Origin of the sequence: Streptomyces sp. NBC_00569, from assembly GCF_036345255.1 — a bacterium.
Taxonomy (GTDB): domain Bacteria; phylum Actinomycetota; class Actinomycetes; order Streptomycetales; family Streptomycetaceae; genus Streptomyces.
In genome coordinates this window covers 7187492-7205592 of sequence record NZ_CP107783.1, presented here as the reverse complement: position 1 = coordinate 7205592, position 18101 = coordinate 7187492, and the positions used below count along the sequence as shown (strand labels likewise).

Genomic DNA, 18101 nt, shown 5'->3' with positions numbered 1-18101 from the left:
CTTTACTGGGGCGGTACGGAAATCCGAGTCCTTCGAATCTCCAGTCGCACCATTGAGCCCCATCCGGAGTTGGCCCGGAGGACCGGCCGGAAAACAATAATGCGCCTGAGGAACATTCCCGTCAGGCGCACATAAAGTCTATGGGTACCAAAACTGCAACGTCATCGACCTTAGCACGACCCTCACGGGACTAGAGACGCTCGATGATCGTGACGTTCGCCTGGCCGCCTCCCTCGCACATCGTCTGCAGTCCGTAGCGCCCGCCCGTGCGCTCCAGCTCGTGCAGCAGCGTCGTCATCAGCTTCGCGCCGGTCGCGCCCAGGGGGTGCCCGAGGGCGATGGCTCCCCCGTTCACGTTCACCCTCTCCGGGTCCGTGCCCGTCTCCTTGAGCCAGGCGAGGACGACGGGGGCGAAGGCCTCGTTGATCTCGACGAGGTCGATGTCGTCCATGGACAGGCCGGTCTTCTTCAGCGCGTACGCCGTCGCGGGGATCGGCGCGGAGAGCATGCGGATGGGGTCCTCGCCGCGTACGGAGAGGTGGTGGACGCGGGCGCGCGGGGTGAGGCCGTGCTCGCGTACGGCGCGCTCCGAGGCGAGGAGCATCGCGGCGGCGCCGTCGGAGACCTGCGAGGAGCAGGCCGCGGTGATCGTGCCGCCCTCGACGACGGGCTTGAGGCCCGCCATCTTCTCCAGAGTGGTGTCGCGGCGGGGGCCCTCGTCCACGGTGACGTCTCCGTAGGCGGTGGTCTCGCGGGCGAAGCGGCCCTCGTCGATGGCGCGGATCGCCCGCTCGTGGGAGCGCAGGGCCCACTCCTCCTGGTCACGGCGGGTGATGCCCCACTTTCGGGCGATGAGCTCGGCGCCGTGGAACTGGTTCACCGGCTGGTCGCCGTAGCGGGCGCGCCAGCCCTCGCTGCCCGCGTACGGGCCGTCCGTGAGGCCGAGGGGCTCGGCGGCCTGGCGGGAGGCGAAGGCGATGGGGATCTGCGTCATGTTCTGGGTGCCGCCGGCGACGACGAGGTCCTGGGTGCCGGACAGGACGCCCTGCGCCGCGAAGTGCACGGCCTGCTGTGACGAACCGCACTGGCGGTCGATGGTCACGCCGGGGACCTCCTCGGGGAGGCCGGCGGCGAGCCAGGCCGTCCGCGCGATGTCACCGGCCTGCGGGCCCACCGTGTCGAGGCAGCCGAAGACGACGTCCTCGACGGCGGCGGGGTCGATCCCGGAGCGGGCGACGAGCTCCTTGAGGACGTGCGCGCCGAGGTCGGCGGGGTGGGCGGCGGCGAGGCCTCCCTTGCGCCGTCCGACGGGGGTGCGGACCGCTTCGACTATGTAGGCCTCGGCCATGACGGGTTTCCCTTCAGGGTTGGGTGACGCGTACGGCGATGCCGTCCAGGACCATCGAGAGGTACTGGCGGGCGATCTCCTCGGGGCTGTGCTGTCCGCCGGGGCGGTACCAGGACGCGGCGACCCAGACGGTGTCGCGGACGAACCGGTAGGTGAGCCGGATGTCGAGGTCGGCGCGGAACACCTCGGCGGCGACGCCGCGCTCCAGGGTGGAGAGCCACGCCTTCTCGAACTTGCGCTGGGAGGCAGCGAGGAACTCGAAGCGCTCCTGGACGGCGAGGTGCTTGGACTCCTTCTGGTAGATGGCGACGGCGGCGCGGTGCCGGTCGATCTCGCGGAAGGACTCGGTGACGAGGGCCTCCAGGGTTTCCCTGGGGCCGAGCCGGGAGTCGAGGACGGAGTCGTATCCGTGCCACAGCTCGTCGAGGAAGGTCCGCAGGATCTCTTCGAGCATCGACTCCTTGGAGTCGAAGTGGTAGTAGAGGCTGCCCGCGAGCATGCCCGCGTGGTCGGCGATCTTGCGGACGGTCGTGGCGTTGTACCCCTGGGCGGCGAAGACCTCGGCCGCGGTGTCGAGGAGTTCGCGGCGGCGCTCGGGCGAGGCGGTCACCTGGGGCTTCTTCTTGGTAGGCACGGGTCCATTGTCGTCCTCACCGGCGCGGCGGCGGCGCTACGCATGCTGGCTGCTGACGGAGACGACCTCGCCCGTCATGTACGAGGAGTAGCCGGACGCCAGGAACACGATCACGTTGGCGATCTCCCAGGGCTCGGCGTACCGGCCGAAGGCCTCCTTCTCGGTGAGTTCGGTGAGGAGTTCGGCGGAGGTGACCTTCACGAGATGGGGGTGCATGGCGAGGCTGGGCGAGACCGCGTTGACCCGGACGCCGTACGCGGCGGCCTCGATCGCGGCACACCGGGTGAGGGCCATGACGCCGGCCTTGGCGGCGGCGTAGTGGGCCTGCCCTGCCTGGGCACGCCAGCCGACGACGGACGCGTTGTTCACGACGACGCCGTGGCGGCCGGTGTCGCGGAAGGCACGCAGGGCGGCCCTGGTACACCGGAACGTCCCGTTCAGGGTGACGTCGAGGACGCGGGACCACTGGTCGTCCGCCATGTCGACGAGGTCCGAAGTGCCGCCGAGACCGGCGTTGTTGACCACGATGTCGAGGCCGCCGTGCGCCTCTGCGGCCAGCGCGAACAGGGCCGCGACCTGTTCCTCGTCGGTGACGTCGCAGGGCAGTGAGGCGACGTTCGCCGCGCCGAACTCGTCGGCGAGCGCCTGTTCGCTCTCCTTGAGCCTGCGGGCGTGGGCGTCGCTGATGAGGACGCGGGCGCCCTCCTCGAGGAACTTGCGTGCCGTCGCGCCGCCGATCCCGGCTCCGGCGGCCGCGGTGATGACGGCCGTGCGCCCCTTCAGCAGGCCGTGGCCGGGCACGTACTCGGGCTTCGCGCTCATACCCGCGCCTCCTTGGGCAGGCCGAGCAGGCGCTCGGCGACGATGTTCTTCTGGATCTCGTCGGATCCGGCGTAGATGGTGTCGGCGCGGGAGAAGAGGAACAGCCGCTGCCAGTCGTCGAGTTCGTAGGGTTCGCCGGCGGCCACCGTGGACGCGGCGCCGCACACGTCCATGGCGAGCTCACCGAGACCGCGGTGCCAGGCCGCCCAGTGGAGCTTGCCGACGGAGGGGTCGACGCCGCGCCGGGCGGAGGCCGCCATGGCCTCCAGGTCGATCCACGCCCGGACGAGGCGGTCGCGGATCAGGGGGTCGGCGATCGCCCCGTTCTTCCTGGCCAGCTCCGCGAGAGCGTCCCATTCGCGGCGGAATCCGACCTGCTGGCCGAGGGTGGAGACGCCGCGCTCGAAACCGAGGGTGGCCATCGCGATCCTCCAGCCGTCGCCGGGCTCGCCGACGACGTGGGACGCGTCGGTGCGGGCTCCGTCGAAGAACACCTCGTTGAACTCGCTGGTGCCCGTGAGCTGCACGATGGGGCGCACCTCTACGCCCGGCCGGTCCAGGGGCACGAGGAGATAGGACAGGCCGGCGTGCCGCCGCGAGCCGGGTTCGGTGCGGGCGACGACGAAGCACCACTGCGCCTCATGGGCGAGCGAGGTCCAGATCTTCTGACCGTCGACGACCCACTGCGAACCGTCGGGTGACAGGGCGCCTCTCGTGCGGACGTTCGCCAGGTCGGAGCCCGCGTCCGGCTCGCTGTAGCCCTGGCACCACAGCTCCTCGACGGCGACGATCGGCGGCAGGAAGCGCTTCTTCTGCTCCTCCGTGCCGAAGGCGATGAGCGTCGGTCCGAGGAGCTGCTCACCGATGTGGTTGACCCGGGCGGGCGCGTCCGCGAGCGCGTACTCCTCGTGGAACGCGATCTGTTCCTCGAGGCTCGCGCCGCGGCCTCCGTGCTCGACGGGCCAGCCGACGCAGGTCCACCCGTGCGCCGCCATGTGCCGCTCCCAGGCGAGCCGCCCTTCGAACGCCTCGTGCTCACGGCCCGGCCCGCCGCGGCCCCTCAACTCGGCGAACTCCCCTACGAGATGGTCCGCGAGCCAGGCCCGGATCTCGGCGCGAAACTCCTCGACGCTGCTCATGGACGTACGTTAACCTACCAAACACTTGTTAGGGAAGGATGTTTCCGATGCCCGCAGCCCACGACAGTCCTCGACCCGCCCCGCACGAGGGCCCCGAGCCCGCCCCGCACCAGGGTCCCGAGCCTGTCCTGTACGAGCGCCGCGGCCCGGTCGCGTACGTGACGATGAACCGTCCGCGGTACCGCAACGCGCAGAACTCGGCGATGACCTACGCCCTGGACGCCGCCTTCTACCGCGCGGCCGACGACCCCGACGTCAAGGTCGTCGTCCTGGCCGGCGCGGGGGACCACTTCTCCGCGGGGCACGACATCGGCACCCCGGAGCGGGACGCGCATCTGCCCTTCGAGCGGCGGGCCGGGCTCTGGTGGGACCACTCGGACAAGCAGGGCGCCGAGTCGCGGTTCGCCCGTGAGTCGGAGGTGTATCTCGGCATGTGCCGGCGCTGGCGCGAGCTGCCGAAGCCGGTGATCGCCTCGGTCCACGGGGCGTGTGTGGCGGGCGGGCTGATGCTCGCGTGGGTCTGCGACCTGATCGTGGCCTCCGACGACGCGTTCTTCGCGGATCCCGTCGTGCGCATGGGGATCCCCGGCGTCGAGTACTTCGCGCACCCCTGGGTGATGCCGCCGCGCGTCGCCAAGGAGTTCCTGTTCACCGGCGACCGGATGAGCGCCCGCCGGGCGTACGAGGTGGGGATGGTCAACCGCGTCGTATCGCGCGGTGAACTGGCCGGGACGACGGACGAGTTGGCGTTGCGCGTCGCCGAGATGCCGCGGCTCGGGCTCGCCCTCACCAAGCGGGCGGTGAACCAGGCGGAGGACCTGCAGGGCCTGCACGCGGGCATGGACTCCGTGTTCGGCCTGCACCATCTCGCCCACGCGCACAACGCGGAGACGGCGAAGGACTCCCTCGGCGGCATGGACGTACGCGCGATGAAGGAGGCGAATGCCTGATGGACCTCGACTTCACGCCCTTGGAGGACGCGCTCCGCGCCGAGGCACGGGAGTGGCTTGCCGCGCATGTCCCGGGCGAGCCGCTGCCGTCCCTGGAGACCGAGGAGGGGTTCGCTGCGCACCGCGCGTGGGAGGCCGAGCTCCACGCCGGCCGCTGGTCGGTGGTGTCCTGGCCCGAGGAGTTCGGAGGGCGGGGCGCCGACATCTTCACGTGGCTGCTCTTCGAGGAGGAGTACTACGCCGCGGGCGCCCCGGGCCGTGTTTCGCAGAACGGCATCAACCTGCTCGCGCCGACCCTCTTCGACCACGGCACCCCCGAGCAGCGGGCCCGGGTGCTGCCGTCCATGGCGAGCGGCGAGACGATCTGGGCGCAGGCCTGGTCCGAGCCCGAGGCCGGTTCCGACCTGGCGTCCCTCAAGTCCAAGGCCGTGCGCACCGAGGGGGGCTGGCTGCTGTCCGGGCAGAAGACCTGGTCTTCGCGTGCCGCGTTCGCCGACCGCGCCTTCGGCATCTTCCGTACGGACCCCGACGCGCCCAAGCCCCATCAGGGCCTGACCTACCTGATGTTCGACCTGCGGGCGCCCGGGGTGACCGTGCGGCCCATCGGGCGGCTCGACGGGAAGCCCGCGTTCGCCGAGCTGTTCCTCGACCGCGTCTTCGTACCCGACGCGGACGTCGTCGGTGAGCCTGGCAACGGGTGGCGGATCGCGATGTCCACCACGGGGAACGAGCGGGGGCTCACCCTGCGCTCCCCCGGGCGCTTCCTCGCTTCCGCCGACCGGCTCGTGCGGCTGTGGCGGGAGCGAGGGGAAGACGCGGGCACTCGCGATCGGGTCGCCGATGCCTTGATCGGGGCACGGGCGTACCAGTTGTTCACCTACGCCAATGCGTCGCGGTTCGCGGCCGGCGGGACGATCGGCGCCGAGTCCAGTCTGAACAAGGTGTTCTGGTCCGAGTACGACATAGCTCTGCATGAGACCGCGCTCGATCTTCTCGGCGCGGACGGGGAGCTGGCCGACGACGGGGGGTGGGGCGAGGGCTACGTCTTCTCCCTTGCCGGACCCATCTATGCGGGGACCAACGAGATCCAGCGCGACATCATCGCCGAGCGGCTGCTCGGCCTGCCGAAGGGACGGCGCTGATGAGGTTCCTCCTCGACGCGGAGCAGGGCGAGTTCGGGCGCACGCTCGACCGGCTTCTGGGCTCCGCGGATACGCCCGCTGTGATCCGGGCCTGGTCGTCCGGCGACCATGGGCCCGGGCGGGCTCTGTGGGAGCGGCTGGGCGGGACGGGGGTCTTCGCGCTCGGCGTTCCGGAGGCGTTCGACGGGGCGGGGTTCCTGCCGGTCGAACTGGCCCTCTCCTACGTCGAGTTGGGGCGACACGGAGTGCCTGGGCCCGTGGTGGAGACTGCTGCCGCCGCTCGGCTGTTGGCCTTCCTGCCCGATGTCGCCAAGGAATGGCTTCCCCAGATCGCCTCCGGGGACGCGGTCGTCTCCTTGGGCGTGGGCTCCTCGTACGTCCTCGACGCGGATTGCGCCGACGCCGTCTTCGTCGTCAGCGGTGACGAGCTGCGGCTCGCCTCCGGCGGCCACGGGCCTCTGCTGCCGTCCGCCGATCCTGCCCGCCGGCTCTACGCGCCTGCGGACGGTGGGACCCTGCTCGCGCGGGGGCCGGACGTGCGGGACGCGGCGGCGCGGGCTGGGGACCTCGCCTCGTTCCTCACCGCCGCGCAGTCGCTCGGCGTGGGGCTCTCCCTGCTGCACCGGACCGTCGAATACGTCACGCAGCGCACCCAGTTCGGCGCCCCCATCGGCTCCTTCCAGGCAGTGAAACACCGGCTCGCGGACGCGCTCACGGGGCTGGAGTTCGCGCGGCCGCTGGTGTTCGGGGCGGCGCTCTCGCTTGCGCCCGGGGACATTGCGGCGGCGAAGGTCGCTGCGGGTGAGGCGTCCTACGCGGCGGCGCGGGCTGCGCTTCAGCTCCATGGGGCGATCGGGTACACGCAGGAGCTGGACCTGTCGCTGTGGCTGCGCAAGGCCCGACCGCTGCGGGACGCCTGGGGGACGCCTGCGGCTTGCCGGGCTCGGGTGCTGGAGGGCTGACGCGCTCCGGTGCCGCGTCCGGCCGTGGTGCGGCGCGCCTCGCGGCCTCGGCCGTGGGGCGTCTCACCGTTCCCGGGTGCGGCACCGTGCGTGCCGCGTCTCGCGGTGTGTGTGGGGTGCTGCGCCGCTCTCGGTGCGTCTCGCCGTTCCTGAGTACGGCACCGTGCGTTCCGCGCCTCGCCCTGTGCGTGGGGGGGTGCTGCGCCGCTCTCGGTGCGTCTCGCCGTTCGGGGGCGCCGCGCGGTGCGTCGCCTCGCCATTCGGGGGTGCGGCGCCGTGCGTGCCGCGCCTCGCCCTTCGTGCGCGCTGCGAGGTCCTTCCTGTGTTTCGCCGTTGGGAGTGCTGCGCCGTTCTCGGTGCGTCTCGCCGTCCAGGGGTGCTACGCCGCTCTCCGTGCGTCTCGCCGTTTGAGGGTGCTGCGCCGTGCGTGCCGCGTCTCGCCGTTTAGGGGTGCGGGGACGCGGCGGGATGTACGTGGTCGCCGTTCTATGGGTTCTGGGCACCAGAGGGTTGCGTCCCGGGCGCTCCCTGGGGTGGCTCCGCGCGCACATCCCGCCACGTCCCCTCCCGTCGGGGGCGGCTGCCGGACGGTGGGGCTCTCCTTTTCCGGCGGTGTGGCGCTCAGGAGAACGTGACTACGGCGGTGCGCCCTCTGGCGTGCAGAGCGGCCGTACTGGTGGTGGCGTCCATCAGCGCCGCGTCGTAGCGGTTGAGCGTGACGTCGGCGATGTCGGCGCCCTGTTCGTCGAGGGCTACCACCAGGGCCTTGCCGGTGATGGTGAGGCGGCCCCGGACCACTGCCACCGACGGGGGCGTGCCCGCTCCCCTGCGCCACATGACGTTGAAGTTCACGACCGGGCCGTCGATGAGGTGGCAGTCGGTCGGGACGTCGCCTCGGAAGTCCTGTGGAACGTAGCGCTCGTCCACGGTTCTGAGTTCGCCGCCGAGAGTCAGTTCCATGCCGGCGCCCTCGACCATCGTCAGGGTCCGGTCGACTTCGGGGAACGTCGAGAACGGGCCGTCGCCCTCGACGTCCGCGAGGCTCACCCGCCAGCGGAAGACGCTCATGTCCGCCCCCGGTGGCGCGGCCGCGATCTCGCGCGTGGTCCCGCCGCCGTTCTTCCAGGGCGCGGCGGTCCGTTCCGCCGCCGGCAGCAGCAGTACGCCGTTGTCAGTGATCCCGGACATTGGGCGGCTCCGATGGTGCTGTCGTGTGGCGGGAGTCCCGAGGCTACGCCACCGGGGTCAGGCCCAGCCTGTCGGCGAGCCGTCGGCGGTGTGCCGAGGGGGTGCCGAACAGGTGGTGGCCCGAGTGGGCCCGCTTCAGGTGGCGGTGGGCCTCGTGTTCCCAGGTGATGCCTATGCCTCCGTGCAGCTGGATCATCTCGCCGGCCACTTGCTCGTACGCCTGGGAACAGGCGGCTTCTGCCGCTGCCGCCAGGTGGGGTGCGGCGTTGGAGTGCGCGGCCTCCAGTGCCAGTGAGCGTGCCGCCTCCAGTTGGACGTGCAGGTCGGCTGTCCGGTGTTTGACCGCCTGGAACGAGCCGATGGGCCGCCCGAACTGCACACGGTCCTTGGCGTACTGGACGGTGTCCGCGAGTGCCCGGGTTGCGGCGCCTGTCTGTTCGGCGGCCAGCGCTGTGCAGGCGAGGTCCCGTACTCGGGACAGGACACGTTCTCCGTCGGCTGCGAGGAGTTCGGCCGGGGACCCGTCGAAGGTGACTCGGGCCTGGGGGCGGGTCTGGTCCATGGTGGGCAGCGGCGTGAACCCGGTTTCGGGAACGTCGACCCGGAACAGTCCGAGTCCGCCTTCGCCCCGGGCCAGGACCAGCAGGGTGTCCGGGCTTCCTGGGCCCGTCAGGACGTGCTCCTTCACTCCGGTGAGCCGGCCCGCTCGGACCCGGGCGTTCATCGCCTCCGGTTCCCAGCTTCCGTCCTCCGCCCAGGCCAGCGCTCCCACCGCGGTGCCGTCGGCGAGCTCGGGGAGCAGCTCCGCGCAGGCCTGCGCGTTGCCGGACGCGAGCAGCGCCTGGGTGGCCAGGACGGTGGAGGCCAGGTACGGGACCGGGCTGAGTGCCCGGCCCAGTTCCTCCATGACCACGTACGTCTCCACCGTGCCGCCGCCGTACCCTCCGTACTCCTCCGGCACCCCGAGGCCCGCCGCGCCGACCGCCTCGGTGAGCGGGCCCCACGCGGCCGCACCCTCGTGCCGGGTCAGCACCGCCCGTACGGCGGAGCGCAGTTCGTCCTGTTCCCTGGTGAAATTCATCCCCGGTCTCCCCTTGCCTTGCTGCGCAGCGCGCCTTTCAGGAGCTTGCCGCCCGCGTTGCGCGGCAACTCGCGGACTGTCACGAAACGGCGCGGCACCTTGAAGTTGGCCAGGCGCTCGCGCGTCCATGCGGTGAGCTGCTCCGCGTCCACGGGTCCGGACACGACGATGAAGGCGACACCCACCTCACCCAGCCGTTCGTCCGGGGCGCCGACCACGGCCGCGTCGACTATCAGTTCGTGGCCCAGGAGCGTGTTCTCGACCTCGGCCGGGTACGCGTTGAACCCGCCCACGACGTACATGTCCTTGAGCCGGTCCGTGATGGTGAGGAAGCCGCGGTCGTCGAGCGTGCCGATGTCACCCGTGCGGAGCCAGCCGTCCTGGGCGACTGCCTCATGGGTCGCTGTTTCGTCGTCCAGGTAGCCGCGCATCACGTGGTAGCCGCGCACCTGTACCTCGCCCGGTTCGCCGGCGGGCAGTTCGTCGCCCAGCGGTGAGGCGATCCTGATCTCGGTGCCGGGCAGCGCGCGGCCCACCGTGTGCGCGACCGTCCACGCGTCGGCGTCCGTGGGGCACACGGAGACGACGCCGCCCGACTCGGTGAGTCCGTACGCCGTGAACACGTGGGGGGCGCCGAGTTCGGTGCGGATGAGTTCGACCAGTTCGGTCGGGACGGCCGCGGCGCCGGTTCCGGCGAGCCGCAGCGCTCCGAGGTCCGCTTCGCTCCGGTGGGGGTGGTGGATCAGGCCGTGGAACACCGTCGGCGGGCCCATCAGGCACGAGACGCGTTCGGTGGCGATGCGCTCCAGGACGCGGTCGGCGTCGTAGACCTCCTCGGGCAGCATCGTGACGCCGCGCAGCAGACAGGCGATGATGCCCGCCTTGTAGCCGAAGGTGTGGAAGAACGGGTTCAGCAGGAGGTAGCGGTCGCCGGTTCTCAGGGTGACCTGGTGCGACCACTCCTCGTAGAGGCGGAGCGTCTGTCCATGGGTCGTCGTCACGCCCTTGGGGCGGCCGGTGGTGCCGGAGGTGTAGAGGATGTCGCTGAGGTCGTCGGGGCCCACGGCGGCGGCCCGGGCCAGGCGTTCGGTGTCGGTGACTCCTTCGCCCGCCTTCAGGTACGTCTCCCATGCGAGAGCGTCGTCGTGCGCGTCGCCGCGGAGGACGACCACGGAGCGCAGGGCGCCGAGGTCCTCACCGCTCGCCCGGAGTGTGTGGACGTAGTCGGTGCCGAGGAAGCCGCGCTCCGTGAAGAGGAGTTCGGCGCCGCTGCGGCGGATGATGTCGGCGGCCTCGGCCGCCTTGTAGCGCGTGTTGACCGGGACGAGGACCGCCCCGGCACCGACCGCGCCCAGTGCGGCGAGGATCCACTGACGGCTGTTGGCGGCCCAGATCGCGACGCGGGTGCCGGGGCGTATGCCGTGCGCGACGGCGGCGCGCGAGGCCGCGGCGATCTCGTCGCGCAGCCGGCGGAAGCTCCAGCGGACCTCGCCGTCGGCGAGTGCCTCCCGGTCGCCGTACGCGGCGGCGGCGTACTCGGGGAGCTGGGCGAGCGTACGCGGTGGGGTGGTGCTGGTCACGGACCCTCCCTGTGATCAGGGGTACTTGACGTGCGAGCGTGGCCGGTATCCAATCACAGGTGTTTCGGTTAGGCATATACCTAGTAGGCACATTCCTTGGAGGCCTCGCATGCCGATCCCCACCCACCCCGCCACTTCGGCCGAGGACCTGAAGTCCGCCCTCGCCGGTTTCTGTACGGGCGTCGCGGTCATCACCGCACTGGACGCGGACGGGCGGCCCGCGGGCATGGCCGTGCAGTCGTTCTCGTCGGTCTCGCTCGACCCGCCCCTGGTCTGCTTCTGCCCGGCGCACACCTCGACGACCTGGCCACGGATCAGGGCAGCGGGCCGGTTCGCCGTCAACGTCCTCGCCGAGGACCAGCGCGAGCTGTGCCGGCGCTTCGCGGTGACGGGCGGCGACAAGTTCGCGGGCACACCCTGGCGGCCGGGCGGCAACGGCGCCCCCCTGCTCGACGGAGCGCTCGCCACGATCGAGTGCGAGCTCGCCGACGTGCTCGACGGCGGCGACCACGCCATCGCGCTCGGCCGGGTCACCTCACTGACCACGCACCGCGACGCGGGGCCGCTGCTCTACTTCCGGCGCACCTACGGGCGCTTGCCGCGCTCCAGCTCCTCGATGTCCGCGAGCATGGCGTCGGCCAGGTCGCGCTCCGACGCGTAGTACCGCTCGGCCCACTTGAGCGTGAGCGTGGGGTACGTCCAGGCCTCGTTCGCCTTCGCGCCCTCCACGTCCTCCTCCGCGCGCACCCGCATCGTCTCGGCGAACTCCCGGTGCCGCGCGAGCACTTCACGCATCTGCTCACCTTCGAGCAGGTGCCCGAGCCAGAGCCGCAGCATGGGCCCGTGCTTGAGGACGGGCGGGTCGACGGGCGCCTCGCGCGCCCAGGTCCGCACGGCCTCCATGCCCTCGTCGGTGATCCGGTAGACCCGCTTGTCACGAGTGCCGGTCTCCTGCGCCACCATCCGCGAGGTCGCGTAACCGGCCTTCTCCAGCCGCTTGAGCTCGCTGTAGATCTGACTGAACGACGGACTCCAGTAGAAGAAGCGCAGGGACCAGTCGGACCACTTCTTCAGGTCGTAGCCGGACAGCTCCTCACCGAAGGAGAGCAGCCCGAGCACCGCCCAGCTGGTCGCCGGGAGTGCGGGGCGCTCCGCGCCGGCCGCGTCGTCTACCGCCTTCTTCTTCACCACGCACGCAGTCTACGTAGCCCCTTCCCCTGCCCCACGTATGCCTGCTAGAAGTATTCCTATTAGAAACACATCACTCGGGAGGATCCCCGTGAAGTTCTCCATGATCTTCGAGGCCCAGCTCGCCGACCCGACGCCAGAGAACGAGCGCCAGGTCCTCAGGGACTGCGTCGAACAGGCCGTGTTCGCCGAGGAGATGGGCTTCGACCGCATCTGGGCGGTCGAGCACCACTCCCTCACCCAGTACGCGCACATGAGCGCGTCCGAGATCTTCCTGACCTGGGTCGCGGCCAGGACGTCCCGGATCCGCATCGGGCACGGCGTCGTCACGATGCCCTTCGGCTACCAGCACCCCGTCCGCGTCGCCGAGCGGGCCGCGATGCTCGACTCGCTGACCGGCGGCCGCGTCGACATCGGCGCGGGCCGCGGCGCGACGAAGCAGGAGATGCGGATGTACGGGGTCCGCCCCGAGGACACGTATCCGCAGATGGAGGAGGCCCTGCGGATCTTCTCCTCGGCCTGGCGCGAGGAGCAGTTCGAGTGGCACGGCTCGATCGACATCGGGCCCGGCGCGATCCTGCCCCGCCCGGTGCAGAACCCGCACCCGCCGCTCTTCATGGCCTGCTCCAGGCACGACACGCTCAAGCTCGCGGCCGAACTCGGCATCGGGGCCCTGGTGATGGGCTTCGCCGGCGCCGACGACGTCCGCACGATGCGGAAGGTCTACGACGAGGCCATCGCGACCCGCACCGGCGAGCGCTTCGTGTCCACCGAGGTCAACGACCACCTCTCGGCGCTCTGCCCGACGATCGTCCTCGACGACGCGGACCTCGCCCTGCGCCTCGGCACGCGCGGCCAGCGCTTCTTCGCCGAGTCGATCGCGCACTGGTACGGGAACGCGCCCGCGCCCACTTCCTACGCGGAGTCCGAAGACGCCGCCGACCACGTGGCCGCGATGGCCAAGGACCGCGAGGAACTCGTCGCCAAGCTGCACGAGACGAACATCCCGGCCCGCCCGGTCGACACCGGCACCTACAACGCCGAACACGCCTACGGCTCCGCGGACACCGCGATCTCGTACGTCGAGCAGCTGCGCGAGATCGGCGTGGACGAGGTGATGTGCCTGATCCAGATGGGCACGGTCCCGCAGGAGGCGTGCATGGAGACCATCCGCCAGTGGGGCGAGAAGGTCATCCCGCACTTCCGGGCACTGGAGGCGAAGTGACGGTCTCACTGGACGGCAAGGTCGTCGTCATCACGGGCGCGGGGCGCGGGCAGGGCGCGGCGGAGGCCGCTCTCGCCGCGGCGGCCGGCGCGCGGGTCGTGGTCACGGACGTGCGGGAGGAGGAGGGCGTCGAGGTCGCCAGGTCGCTCGGAGATCACGGGCTGTTCGTGCGGCACGACGTGTCGGACCCGGACAGCTGGGGCGAGGTCGTCGATGCCACGCTCGGCGCCTTCGGACGCATCGACGCGCTGGTCAACAACGCGGCACTGTGGCGCACCGCCCCGGTCGAGCGGGAGACCCTGGAGAACTTCGAGCAGCTGATCCGGGTCAATCTCCTCGGCCCGTTCCTCGGCATCCAGGCCGTGGTGCCCGCGATGAGGGAGGCGGGCGGCGGATCCGTCGTCAACGTCTCGTCGACGGCGGGCCTCATCGGCATCCCGGGGCACGCCGCGTACGGCTCCACGAAGTTCGGCCTGCGTGGCCTGACCCGGTCATCGGCGCTCGACCTGGCCGGGTACGGGATCCGCGTCAACTCGGTGCACCCGGGCGCCATCGACACCCCGATGATCGCCGGGGTCTCCGGCAAGGACTGGTCGCATCTGCCGCTGGGCCGGATGGGCCGCCCGGAGGAGGTCGGCGAACTGGTCCTGTTCCTGGCGTCGGACGCCTCCTCGTACATCACCGGCACGGAGTTCACCGTGGACGGGGGGTCGACGGCGGGATGACGGCGCACGACCCCCTCACCCCGCAGGCGCGCACCCTGTGCGACGCCATGTCGGCCGCGTTCCCCGACCCGGGCGACGGTCCCCTCGACGCGGACGCCCTGCGGGCCGCCGCGCGGGCGGGGCTCGGAGAGCCTGTGGTGCCGATGAGATCGGTGACCGAGCGCCGGGTGCCCGCGCCGGATCTCGATACCCCCGTGCCCGTACGGATCTACGAGCCCGAGCCCGACGGCCCGCGCCCGCTCGTGGTGTTCCTGCACGGCGGCGGGTGGGTGCTCTGCGACCTCGACACGCACGACGGGCTCTGCCGCCGACTCGCCGCGCTGTCCGGTGCGTCGGTGGTCTCCGTCGACTACCGGCGGGCCCCCGAACACCCCTTCCCGGCCGCCTCCCACGACGCGTACGCCGTGACGCGGTGGGCCGCCGCGCACGCGAAGGAACTGGGGTGCGACCCGGACCGGCTGTTCGTCGCCGGGGACTCCAGCGGCGGGAACCTGGCCGCCGCCGTCGCACAGCGGGCCCAGGGCGATCCCGAGGGGCCGACGATCGCGGCCCAGTTGCTGCTGTACCCCGTGCTCGACCACCGGCTCGGCGGCGAGTCCCCGGTGGCGTTCGGACGGGGGTTCTTCCACACGACGGCCCATATGCGCTGGTACTGGGAGCAGTACCTCGGTGCCGGCGGCGATCCCGTCGCCGCCTCACCCGGACTCGCGCCCGACCTCGACGGGCTGCCGCCCGCCCTCGTGCTCCTCGCGGACTGCGACCCGCTGCGCGACGAGGGTCTCGCCTACGCGCGGCGGCTCGCGTGCGCCGGGGTGCGAGCGGAGGTGGCGCTGTATCCGGGGGTGTTCCACGGGTTCCTGGGCGCGGCCGGGTTCCTGCCCGAGGCGGACGCGGCGCTCACGCGGGCAGCCGCCTGGCTGAACCGCACCCGGGGCACCGGCACCTGACGGCGTTCGCTATTTTGTTCGCCGCCGTCCCCACCGGCTCTGTCCCCCTCCCCGAACCTCAGAGGAGCCGGCCGTGGAAGCCGAGTCCCAACCCGCCACGACCCCCGCGGCCACCACCTGCTACCGCCATCCCAAGGTGGAGACCTACGTCGGCTGCACCCGCTGTGAGCGGCCCATCTGCCCCGACTGCATGCGCTCGGCGGCCGTCGGCCACCACTGCCCCGACTGCGTGAAGGAGGGCGTCCGCTCGGTCCGCCAGGCCCGCACGGTCTTCGGCGGACGGGTGTCGGCCGTGCCGCTCGTCACGTACGTCCTGATGGGCCTGAACATCGTGGCCTACCTCGCCGAGCTGGTGCGCCCGGCCGTCGTGGACCGGTTCGGGATGCTGGGCGCGGGGCTCGTCGGCCCCGACGGCGGGCACTACGTGTACCAGGACGGGTTCCCGGCAGCCTTCCACGCGGAGGGGGTGGTGGCGGGCGAGTGGTACCGGATGATCACCGGCGCGTTCCTCCACATGCCGGCCACCGAGGGCGTCTTCGGAATCCTGCACATCCTGTTCAACATGTACTCGCTGTGGAACCTCGGCCGCGTCGTCGAGACACAGCTGGGCCGCGTCCGCTACCTCGCCGTCTATCTCCTGTCCGCGTTCGGCAGCTCCGTGCTCGTCTACCTGATCGCCCCGGGCACCCTCACGGTCGGCGCGTCGGGCGCGATCTTCGGGCTCGGCGCCGCGTACTACGTGATGGCACGGCGCCTGGGCGCGGACATGAGCGGCGTCAACCGGTTCATGGCGTACTTCCTGCTGTGGATGCTGATCTCGGCCGGATTCGCCTCCTGGCAGGGCCACTTGGGCGGCCTGCTCACGGGCGGCGCGGCGACCCTCGCCCTCGCGTACGCACCCCGCGCCCGCCGCACCCTGGTGCAGGGCTCGGCGTGCGCGGGGCTGTTCGTACTCCTCATGGCGCTGACGTTCCTCAAGCAGCCGTAGTGCGACGGGCCGCCACTTCGCCCGCTCCTGCGCCTGCGCGTCCGGCGGCGCGACGCACCCGGTCGGCGCGCGGCCTGGGAGTGGCTCGCGCTCGGCTCGCGTTGGATCGGCCGGCCGCCGACTCGCACTCGCTTCGCGATCGACTCGCTGTCGGCTCCCCCCGGCCGAGACCGGCGCCGGGTCGATCTTCGGTCCATAGCGGCGGAGATCGGAGCCGGTGCGTCCGCCACGTAATCTGAGCCGCATGAAACGCGCAGGCTGCATACTCCTGGCCGTGGCTCCGGTCGCCACGGTCGCGGTGTTCCTCTTCACGCCCAGCCACGACGACGGCAAGAGCGGCTCGCACGGCACGTCCTCGTCGCAGCACTCCGACGGGGACGCCGAGGCTGCCAAGGCCGCCGCGGAGAAGAAGGCCGACGACGACGCCATCGCCGACCTGCCGCCCGGCCTCGCCGCGCCCGCGAAGAAGGACCTCGCCCAGCAGATCGTGGCCAGCGCGGAGAACTCGACGCTCGACTGGCGCGGTCAGTACGGCTACATCGAGGACATCAAGGACGGCCAGGGCTACACGGCCGGGATCATCGGCTTCTGCACCGGCACGCACGACCTGCTCACCCTCGTCGAGCGGTACACGAAGGCCCACCCGGACAACGGCCTCGCCCGCTATCTGCCCGCCCTGCGCAAGGTCGACGGCACGGACTCCCACGAGGGCCTCGACCCCGGCTTCACCGCCGCGTGGAAGAAGGAGGCGTCCGACCCGGCCTTCCGCGCCGCAGAGAACTCCGAGCGCGACCGCGTGTACTTCGACCCGGCCGTCCGCCTCGCCAAGCTCGACGGCCTGGGCACGCTCGGCCAGTTCATCTACTACGACGCGATGGTCCTGCACGGCCCCGGCACGGGCCCGAGCGGCTTCTACGGCCTGCGCGAGAAGGCCATGCGGGAGGCGGACACCCCGGCGCAGGGCGGCAAGGAGAAGGCGTACCTCGACATCTTCCTCGACGTGCGCCGCACGGCGATGAAGGCGAAGAAGCCGGACCGCGACACCACCCGTATCGACACGGCCCAGCGCCAGTTCCTCTACGACGGCAACCTGACCCTCAAGACACCCCTGGTGTGGAAGGTGTACGGGGAGACGTACCGAGTGCCGTAACCGCCCAGGAGTCCTGGCTCATGCCGCGCACCACCCCGCCCCGTCCGGTCGACGTCGAAGCGGCCTTCCCCGAGCTGGCCACGATGCGTCGTGCCACAACCCGGCTCCATCCTCGCCCCGGCACCCCCACGGTGCACGAGAGTTCCGTCGGCGGTCCGATGCTGTGGCCGCGCGACGAGCCCTGGCCGGTCTGCACGATCCCGCACAAGCGCGGCAGCGGCTACCGCTACTCCGATGTGCTGCGCGAACGCGAGATCCTTGAGCGGGCGTGGCGGCGCGATCCACGGAACGGGCCGAACAGTGAGGAGCGCGAGGTGCTGGCCGGTTTCGAACGAGGCCGGCACGCCCCGCAGCTTGCCGACACGGACCCCATCCCGATGATCGCGGTGGCACAGCTGTACCACCACGACGTTCCCGGCCTGCCCCACACGGATGGAGGGGACCTGCTCCAGGTCTTCTGGTGCGGTTTCGAGAGGCACGGCGAGAGCCGTCACGAACCCCATGTGCAACTGCGACGGCGGCGGTCCCGGGACGTGACCGAGATGCTGGATCAGCGACCGGCACCCGGTGTCGTAGGCCGTGAGGAACTCGTGCCCTCGGCCTGTGTCCTGTTCCCCGAAGAGGTCATCGAGCATCCGTACTTCATGTCCCTCGACCCTGCCCTGCAGGAACGCATCGCCGCCTGGGAAGGACCGGAGGATGCGGGCGACCGGTACGTCTCGGATCTGTCCACGGCTCCGGGGTGGAAGGTCGGCGGCTACATCGCCTGGAACCTCACCGCCCCGGCGCCCCTGAACTGCTCCGCCTGCGGAACCGAACTCCGTCCGCTCCTCACAGCGGACGAAAGGGAATGGGACCCCAGTACGACCAGCTGGATTCCCGTCGAGGACCGCCCGGACCCGGACACGATGCGGGCCAACGCGCCCACCCAGGTCTCCCCCGGCCGCGGCCGCCTGACCATCGCCGTGTGCCCCCGCGACCCGCACCATCCGCTCCGGCTCGTCACTCAGTGAGTGACCGGCCCGGCTGGGG

The 18101-nt window shown here is 71.3% G+C and carries 18 protein-coding genes; 10 read left to right on the top strand and 8 right to left on the bottom strand.

Annotated features, from left to right (window positions below; all coding sequences use genetic code 11):
- Nucleotides 1–190 precede the first annotated feature (190 nt).
- Genes OHO83_RS32375 through OHO83_RS32360 form a run of 4 tightly spaced genes read right to left on the bottom strand, consistent with a single transcriptional unit; the run spans nucleotide 191 to nucleotide 3943 of the window.
- Nucleotides 191–1348: an acetyl-CoA C-acetyltransferase gene (locus OHO83_RS32375; RefSeq protein WP_116502638.1), complete on the bottom strand. Its 1158-nt coding sequence runs from the start codon at nucleotides 1346–1348 to the stop codon at nucleotides 191–193.
- A gap of 13 nt (nucleotides 1349–1361) precedes the next feature.
- A complete protein-coding gene (locus tag OHO83_RS32370; protein ID WP_116502637.1) occupies nucleotides 1362–1982 on the bottom strand; it encodes a TetR/AcrR family transcriptional regulator in 621 nt (206 codons plus the stop codon).
- A 36-nt stretch (nucleotides 1983–2018) separates the two neighbouring features.
- The gene (locus OHO83_RS32365) at nucleotides 2019–2804 is read right to left on the bottom strand and encodes an SDR family oxidoreductase (RefSeq protein WP_266669494.1); all 786 of its coding nucleotides are present in this window, start codon (nucleotides 2802–2804) and stop codon (nucleotides 2019–2021) included.
- Nucleotides 2801–3943: an acyl-CoA dehydrogenase family protein gene (locus OHO83_RS32360; protein ID WP_330280111.1), complete on the bottom strand. Its 1143-nt coding sequence runs from the start codon at nucleotides 3941–3943 to the stop codon at nucleotides 2801–2803. The genes OHO83_RS32365 and OHO83_RS32360 overlap by 4 nt, the downstream gene beginning before the upstream one ends.
- A gap of 47 nt (nucleotides 3944–3990) precedes the next feature.
- Here OHO83_RS32360 and OHO83_RS32355 point away from each other — a divergent pair, with 47 nt between their 5' ends.
- From OHO83_RS32355 to OHO83_RS32345, 3 genes are read left to right on the top strand one after another with little or no spacing between them, the layout of a single operon-like run.
- Nucleotides 3991–4893, top strand: coding sequence for an enoyl-CoA hydratase (locus OHO83_RS32355; RefSeq protein ID WP_330280110.1), 903 nt, complete (start codon nucleotides 3991–3993; stop codon nucleotides 4891–4893).
- A complete protein-coding gene (locus OHO83_RS32350) occupies nucleotides 4893–6035 on the top strand; it encodes an acyl-CoA dehydrogenase family protein (RefSeq protein WP_329435625.1) in 1143 nt (380 codons plus the stop codon). Before OHO83_RS32355 ends, OHO83_RS32350 begins: the two co-directional genes overlap by 1 nt.
- Nucleotides 6035–6997 (top strand): acyl-CoA dehydrogenase family protein, encoded by a 963-nt coding sequence (locus OHO83_RS32345; protein ID WP_330280109.1) that lies wholly within the window; start codon nucleotides 6035–6037, stop codon nucleotides 6995–6997. Before OHO83_RS32350 ends, OHO83_RS32345 begins: the two co-directional genes overlap by 1 nt.
- A 621-nt stretch (nucleotides 6998–7618) precedes the next feature.
- Here OHO83_RS32345 and OHO83_RS32340 read toward each other — a convergent pair.
- The 3 genes from OHO83_RS32340 to OHO83_RS32330 are packed head-to-tail and all read right to left on the bottom strand — an operon-like array spanning nucleotide 7619 to nucleotide 10846.
- The gene (locus tag OHO83_RS32340; protein WP_330280108.1) at nucleotides 7619–8185 is read right to left on the bottom strand and encodes a HutD/Ves family protein; all 567 of its coding nucleotides are present in this window, start codon (nucleotides 8183–8185) and stop codon (nucleotides 7619–7621) included.
- 43 nt (nucleotides 8186–8228) lie between these two features.
- Nucleotides 8229–9266, bottom strand: coding sequence for an acyl-CoA dehydrogenase family protein (locus tag OHO83_RS32335; protein ID WP_330280107.1), 1038 nt, complete (start codon nucleotides 9264–9266; stop codon nucleotides 8229–8231).
- Nucleotides 9263–10846: a FadD3 family acyl-CoA ligase gene (locus tag OHO83_RS32330; RefSeq protein WP_330280106.1), complete on the bottom strand. Its 1584-nt coding sequence runs from the start codon at nucleotides 10844–10846 to the stop codon at nucleotides 9263–9265. Before OHO83_RS32330 ends, OHO83_RS32335 begins: the two co-directional genes overlap by 4 nt.
- Before the next feature lie 109 nt (nucleotides 10847–10955).
- Between OHO83_RS32330 and OHO83_RS32325 the strand changes: the two genes are divergently transcribed.
- Nucleotides 10956–11507, top strand: coding sequence for a flavin reductase family protein (locus tag OHO83_RS32325; RefSeq protein ID WP_266669510.1), 552 nt, complete (start codon nucleotides 10956–10958; stop codon nucleotides 11505–11507).
- Here the strand turns inward: OHO83_RS32325 and OHO83_RS32320 are convergent.
- Nucleotides 11432–12037, bottom strand: coding sequence for a helix-turn-helix transcriptional regulator (locus OHO83_RS32320; RefSeq protein ID WP_266565347.1), 606 nt, complete (start codon nucleotides 12035–12037; stop codon nucleotides 11432–11434). The genes OHO83_RS32325 and OHO83_RS32320 overlap by 76 nt on opposite strands.
- Nucleotides 12038–12125: 88 nt before the next feature.
- Between OHO83_RS32320 and OHO83_RS32315 the strand changes: the two genes are divergently transcribed.
- The 6 genes from OHO83_RS32315 (at nucleotide 12126) to OHO83_RS32290 (ending at nucleotide 18082) form a co-directional block, all read left to right on the top strand.
- The gene (locus OHO83_RS32315; protein WP_330280105.1) at nucleotides 12126–13259 is read left to right on the top strand and encodes an LLM class flavin-dependent oxidoreductase; all 1134 of its coding nucleotides are present in this window, start codon (nucleotides 12126–12128) and stop codon (nucleotides 13257–13259) included.
- Nucleotides 13256–13984, top strand: a complete 729-nt coding sequence (locus tag OHO83_RS32310) for a glucose 1-dehydrogenase (protein ID WP_329435613.1) — start codon at nucleotides 13256–13258, stop codon at nucleotides 13982–13984. Before OHO83_RS32315 ends, OHO83_RS32310 begins: the two co-directional genes overlap by 4 nt.
- On the top strand, nucleotides 13981–14931 hold the full coding sequence (locus OHO83_RS32305; RefSeq protein ID WP_330280104.1) for an alpha/beta hydrolase: 951 nt from the start codon (nucleotides 13981–13983) through the stop codon (nucleotides 14929–14931). Before OHO83_RS32310 ends, OHO83_RS32305 begins: the two co-directional genes overlap by 4 nt.
- Nucleotides 14932–15004: 73 nt before the next feature.
- The gene (locus OHO83_RS32300; RefSeq protein WP_266669518.1) at nucleotides 15005–15919 is read left to right on the top strand and encodes a rhomboid family intramembrane serine protease; all 915 of its coding nucleotides are present in this window, start codon (nucleotides 15005–15007) and stop codon (nucleotides 15917–15919) included.
- Between the two features lie 244 nt (nucleotides 15920–16163).
- The gene (locus tag OHO83_RS32295; RefSeq protein ID WP_266669520.1) at nucleotides 16164–17069 is read left to right on the top strand and encodes a chitosanase; all 906 of its coding nucleotides are present in this window, start codon (nucleotides 16164–16166) and stop codon (nucleotides 17067–17069) included.
- 20 nt (nucleotides 17070–17089) lie between these two features.
- Nucleotides 17090–18082: a hypothetical protein gene (locus tag OHO83_RS32290; protein ID WP_329435612.1), complete on the top strand. Its 993-nt coding sequence runs from the start codon at nucleotides 17090–17092 to the stop codon at nucleotides 18080–18082.
- Nucleotides 18083–18101: the final 19 nt, after the last annotated feature.